Origin of the sequence: Bartonella sp. CL100XZDX (assembly GCF_042195375.1) — a bacterium.
Lineage (GTDB): Bacteria > Pseudomonadota > Alphaproteobacteria > Rhizobiales > Rhizobiaceae > Bartonella.
This window is the reverse complement of the sequence record NZ_JBHIOH010000033.1, coordinates 1-5,724: the sequence shown is the minus strand read 5'-3', so window position 1 is coordinate 5,724 and position 5,724 is coordinate 1. Positions and strand designations below refer to the sequence as shown.

Sequence of the window (5,724 nt, the reverse complement as noted above, 5' to 3'; positions counted from 1 at the left end):
AATTGTGAGATAGACGACATAAAGCCATCGACAATCGAATTAGCCAGATCTTCGCCCGCTTGTTCCATACCAGCCTTGGCACTCTCCGAGAGCTTTTCCTGTGTAAAAAAACTCTTCAACCATTGCCAAAAGTTGGAAAAGCTTTGTTTAACGCCCTCCCACAAATTGCCAAACCACTCGACAACAGAGGAAAGTCCTTGTTTAAACTTTTGCCAATGGGAAGAGAAGTCGAAAGCAGCAGCAATGATATTTTTCCATTTGGTGATGGTGGTGGTATCAGCACCAAAAAAGCGCATGACGGCTTCAAAGGCACGCTCCCAAGCCCGAGATACCCCCCGTGCAAAGCCTTTGACAAAAGAAGAAAAACGATCCCAATATTTCCACAAAGCAAAACCAGCAGCAAGGATGACAGCCACAACAGCAGCAATGACCGCCCCGATCGGGGTAAAAATACCCCCCACAACAGAGGAAAGACTTGCCCCAACCACTTCGATCACTGTCCCCATCCAACCAAAAGAGGCAGCAAATGCACTTCCTGAGACAGCAATCCCCCGTAAAGCCCCTACCAGTAAAGTTATGGGGCGAAGAAGACGCAGCGCACTTCCACCAAAGCTTGCTGCTATTAAACCCAGCGAGCGCCCTGCGGCTGCTAAGCCCCGCCAACTTGCAGAAAGACCACGACTAACAGCACCCATCTTGATAAAAGAGCCCATCAATTGAAGAAGCCCAAGACGTGTCCCGGCAAGAGTAAAGCGCAACACGCGCAGAGCAATATTAAAAGCCATCAGAGCGGCAATGGTTTTGATAATGGCACTTGTTATGGCACTTGTTAAAGTGGGATGGGCATTCGCCCACGCCATAAGCCCATTGGTAAAATTACCAACAGTTTCCATGAGACTGTTGAGAGGAGGCAGAAGCACTTCACCAATGGTGATGCCCAGAGCCACAATACGGTTTTGTAAGAGTTCAAATTGCCGCATGGCACCGGTTGCTTGTTTGTCTGCTTCTTGTTCTACCGAACCTTTAAAGACTTGTGGATCTTTCACATAATCTAAAGCTTGCCCTAACAATTCGGGGTTACCCACCAATTTGGCAAAATCACCGGTAAAATCGCGCCCCGCAATGGCAATCAGCGAGCGCATCCCCTGTTCGGATTTACCCAACACATTAAAAAAGCGCACCAAGGTGCCGGTGGCATCTTTGTCCAGATCTTGCATGAATTTTTCGCGAGAAAGCCCGATATTGGCAAAAGCATCTTCAATATGTTTGCCCCCTGCCTGAATGCGCGCACTCATGGCATTAAAACCACGCGCGGCACTCTCTGGAACAATCCCAGCAGAAATCATCGCTGTACCAAATGCCGCAGTTTCGCGCGCTGTCAACTTAAACATGGTTGCCGCACCGGTGGCACGATTGGTAAAATCAGACACTTCACTGGCCTTTGCCGCCATGTGATTAGAGAGATGATTGATAGCATCGCCTAGATCTTCAATGCCTGCTTGATTAAGCTTAAAGACATTGCGCAATTTGGCAAAGCGCTCCCCAATCTGATCTCCCGTCATATCAAAAGCTACAGCTGCTTTAGCGGCATAAATGCTAAAAGCTTCTAGATCTTGTTCGCCAATCCCTGCTTGGCTGGCACTGGTCATCAATTCTAAGACTTCACGCGCCGCTAACGGAATCTTGGTGGAGGTTTCAAGCGCAAAACGGCGCAATTCCTTTAAGCGATCAAGGGGGGCATCGAGAACCTTTTCTAATCCCTTCATCGATTGGTCAAATTGCATGGCTTTATAGAGCGGTGCAATTAAGGTTGCTGTTTGCGCAATGGCACCCACCATACGCCCGCGTGCATGATTGAAAGCATTTTCCGCATTCTTTGTCGCATCCTCAAGATGCTCAGGGTCAAACCACCCTTTAAAATGCTGCCTTGTCTTGTTTTGGAAATGCGCAACATCTGAACTAAAGGCTGCAAGATCTCGCTTGGCAGAAGCTATCCCCTCTTGCAGATGATTGACAAAACGCACAACAAGGGAAACATCCATGACGATTCTTTATCCTAACTGATGACTTTCATATTCTTGAGCTTTCAGGCGTGCGAGTTCTTCTCGATAAGCAATCACATCCAGCCAATCCATCTGGTTAATCTCTGAAGGCGCCCAGTGATAATAAAGGGCCAGTTCTGCTCCAAATTGTCTGGCAGAGAGGATTGGCGTTGCGTAAAAAAAGCAAAAAAAGCCTTCAATATTGCGACAATATCCATCACATCAACTCGATCAATCAATTCAATAGATTCATGTGACATATCAGCCAAAAGTGCTGTGATGCCTTCTGTTGCCTCACTTGTGAACAAAACTTGAGAAAGCTTCGTGATAAGCACATCATTGCTCAAAGTGGTTTTTTGCTCTCCAAACTCAGGAAGCAGCAGCTCTGTCAATTGTGGTCCAATGAGCACCGCTAATTGCTTGGCATGCTTAAAAGTGGGGCGATAAAAGGTCAGTTTCTTGCAGAGAGATTCTTTGCCACCTTTATCTTGATAAAGAAACGGAACCTGCAATTCCACGTCAATGCTGGTTTGTAAACTTGTCATGATCAATTCCTATAAGTTGAGAATAGAGCGGCGGCGAGAACCGATCTCTTGCCCATTGCGGACAAGCCAGCCGCCCCGTTTAAAAGAAAAGCGGTGCAAAACAGAGCCATCCCAAAATTCCGTATAGTCCCAAACATTTTTGATCTCGCAATCATAGCCTGTCGCTTTTCCAGCTGTTAAGCCTTCGCTATCCACTTTGACCAACCGCCCTGTCACATCAATGGAATGTTCATGCTCACGTCCATCTTCTTCAGAGATCACATGTTTTTTGCCAGTGAATTTATGACGAAGACCAGGAGGACCACCAAAGATGCCGATAATTTCTGGTGTGTGGCTGCGGATTTTCATTTGTAAACTCAAAGCTTTCACACCAAGACCGCTCACATCAATTTGCATATCAGAGCCGCCCGGTTGATAGGTTTCTGTGATTTCTTCCAACGTGGGCAGTTTCAATGTTTCAAGATCAAGGTGAAGATTCACATCATCATCAACAATCAAGGTAAAACCGCGTACAATGCGTAAAGTCATGCTTTAACTCCTTGCTGCTTTGCGATAAGTTTCAAGCGTATCGCCAAATTGATAAGTCATTTTCTTTTGGATATCTTGCGCCAAACGGTCAAAATAAGCGTTATTGCGCCGGCTGCCGAAACTCAAATCTTCTAAAGGTGGCACTTCTTCTGCATCAAATTCCACCCGCAATTTTCCCAATTGTAAAGTGCTGTTGGAATTTAAATCGCGGTCAAACCAAACACGGCCACCCAAAAGCGCACCACGCGCAATCATATCATCAAGAAACTGTGTAAGGCTGCGGATAATGGCAATGACATGTTGACCAGTAAGGTTTTCATCATTGGCCCAAGGGCGGAAATTGTTGATGATGGTTTTTTCCAAGGCTGCACGGGTGCGCACCACATTGACAAAACGCCAGAGTGGGTCACTAGAGGTGGTGTGATTGCCCCATAAAATGCGTCCATTGGCAGCCATTTGTCCCACAGAATTATTTAAATGCGCATTTTGGCTAAGCCGTGCTGGAATAAAGGTCGCAATATCGGCTTGGTTGAGGCGATTTGCCTCATGATCGATTTCGCCATCAAAATAGCTAATGGGGCGTGCTGTCCCTAAAATGCCATGCACATCTTGGTTGGAGGGAGACCAAAAAACACCGCCCCTTTGCTTGTCACGTTTGATAAACATGGCTGCTGCAAAAGGACTTGCGGGTTTAACACTAACACCCCCATCAGAATTTGCCACCCGTACAAAGGGATCAATCAAATAACAAAAGCGTGAGGAAAAATCTGCACGATAGGCAAGACTTTCTTGCGTGTTTTTACCCCCCGTATCAAAAACCGCAATCGCTTGTAGCTTTTCTGCAACCTGTTCCAAAGCGTCTGCCACAGGGTTTTTGCCATTGTCAATCCGCCCTGCACTATAAGCCGGTGCCAGTAAAATCCCAGGCTCCACCCCCAAATGCCCCCGCGCATGCGCTAAGGCATGCACACCGGTTAAAGCAACATTGGATCCCACCATTTCGGTTTGTGTCTCAGCAATGGTTAATTTTTCTTCCACCCGCACAAGAATAATTTGTACCTCAATCCCCTGTGCGCACACAGCATTAATAACATCAAGAGCTGTGCCTCTTGTTCCAAGCTTTTGGATTTTCTCACCCTCATGTGTAAAAACTAACACAGGCTCGTTGAGGGGAAAAACTTGGTTGTCAGCATCAGGGGCTGTAACAACCGCCCCAATGGCGGTCTGATCAAATATTGCTAAAGGACGGGAATCCTCACCAGCCTCTACAATGCGAATCCCATGATTAAATTCTATTGCCATCTTGCTCTCCAAATTAATGAAGAGAGAATAACAACCATCACCATGCTCGATAAGACTGACACTGTCAGTCAAAAAAAGCCCTTTCAAAGGGCTTTGAAAGAGCAATAAAAGGACTTAAAAACATATAAGCTTTCTTATAGAACAGCTATCCATTTGACTCACGCTATTTTTGGTTTTGTATTTAATCTTTCCATAACCTTATAAGGACAGCACCATCAGCTCCAGCACCGCTTGGAGAGGAATCTCCATGAGAGCCAGCACCACCTCCACCAAAACCACCCCCTCCTTTTCCTGAAGCACGAGAACCTTTTCCTGTTCCTCCAGGACCACCTCGAGATGTATCACCCCCAGCATCACCACCACTTCCACTTATACCACCACGGTTACCATCTGTTCCAGGATGGCCATTCTCGCCCTTGAAAAGACCGGGGCGATCATTCGTCGCCAAGCCAAAATTTCCCCCCACTCCTCCAGCTCCACCATTTCCTGGAAAAGATGATGAATAAGCCCCTCCACCACCATGACCTCCTGTTGCTGTGATAAAATCCTTGCCAATGATTGTTGTTCCACCAGAATTCCCTGTCGCACCACGCGAGGCAACAGAAGCTCCTCCTTTACCAACGATGATAGCTTCATTCCCAGCTAAACTTGCTTTATAGCCATACCATACTGAACAACCACCACCACCTCCTCCTAAACTTGGTGTATCAGATCCACCCCCACTACCGCCGCCGCCCCATGCTTGGATTTCTACTTTGGTTTTATCGGTTACCCAGTCTGGCCACTGAATTTTACCATCCTGCGTATACAGCAATTCAGCATCAGCAAGTTCTGGCCAATTAATGGGTTTATCAGTAAAAACTTTTTTAAGACTCTTTATTTCTGCCCATATTTCCTGCTTGAGGGCATCCACTTGCGCCTTGGTATAAACAACATCACCGTCCACTTTAAGCGGTCCTTTAAGCGAGCTTCCGGTTGTGCTTAGACTGCTAACGACTTTGTTGTTATGGATAAGGTTAAACGACGAATTACCCAACAGTTCTAAGCCACCACTCATAGTGACTTTGCTGGTAAATTTATTATAATTTTGCCATTCATTTGGGCTAGCTAAGCGACCATAGCTTGTGAGATCTTCATTGATCTTGGCTCTAAAATCATCAAGCCCCACGATATCTTCTGTTTTATGTTGGTGCGCGCCTAATAGTGAGACAGCACTGCCAAAGGTAAAGTTATTGTTGCTTGATTTATAGAGAACATAATTGTTGGCAGCATCTTTTGCGCCTTCGATATCGCTTAAATCAGCAAAT

5 protein-coding genes are annotated in these 5,724 nt (G+C 46.2%); all 5 read right to left on the bottom strand.

Features of this window, described 5'->3' with window-relative positions; translation table 11 throughout:
* The coding region (locus tag ACFILU_RS03205) for a phage tail tape measure protein (protein ID WP_375674723.1) at positions 1-2,042 on the bottom strand (2,042 nt) is incomplete at its 3' end.
* 74 nt (positions 2,043-2,116) lie between these two features.
* Positions 2,117-2,587: a hypothetical protein gene (locus tag ACFILU_RS03200; protein ID WP_375674721.1), complete on the bottom strand. Its 471-nt coding sequence runs from the start codon at positions 2,585-2,587 to the stop codon at positions 2,117-2,119.
* 9 nt (positions 2,588-2,596) lie between these two features.
* A complete protein-coding gene (locus tag ACFILU_RS03195) occupies positions 2,597-3,115 on the bottom strand; it encodes a phage major tail tube protein (RefSeq protein ID WP_015856800.1) in 519 nt (172 codons plus the stop codon).
* Positions 3,116-3,118: 3 nt separating this feature from the next.
* Positions 3,119-4,417, bottom strand: a complete 1,299-nt coding sequence (locus ACFILU_RS03190) for a phage tail sheath C-terminal domain-containing protein (RefSeq protein WP_375674725.1) — start codon at positions 4,415-4,417, stop codon at positions 3,119-3,121.
* A gap of 181 nt (positions 4,418-4,598) precedes the next feature.
* A partial coding sequence (locus ACFILU_RS03185; protein WP_375674719.1) for a Bgr_08870 family protein occupies positions 4,599-5,724 on the bottom strand: 1,126 nt, incomplete at its 5' end.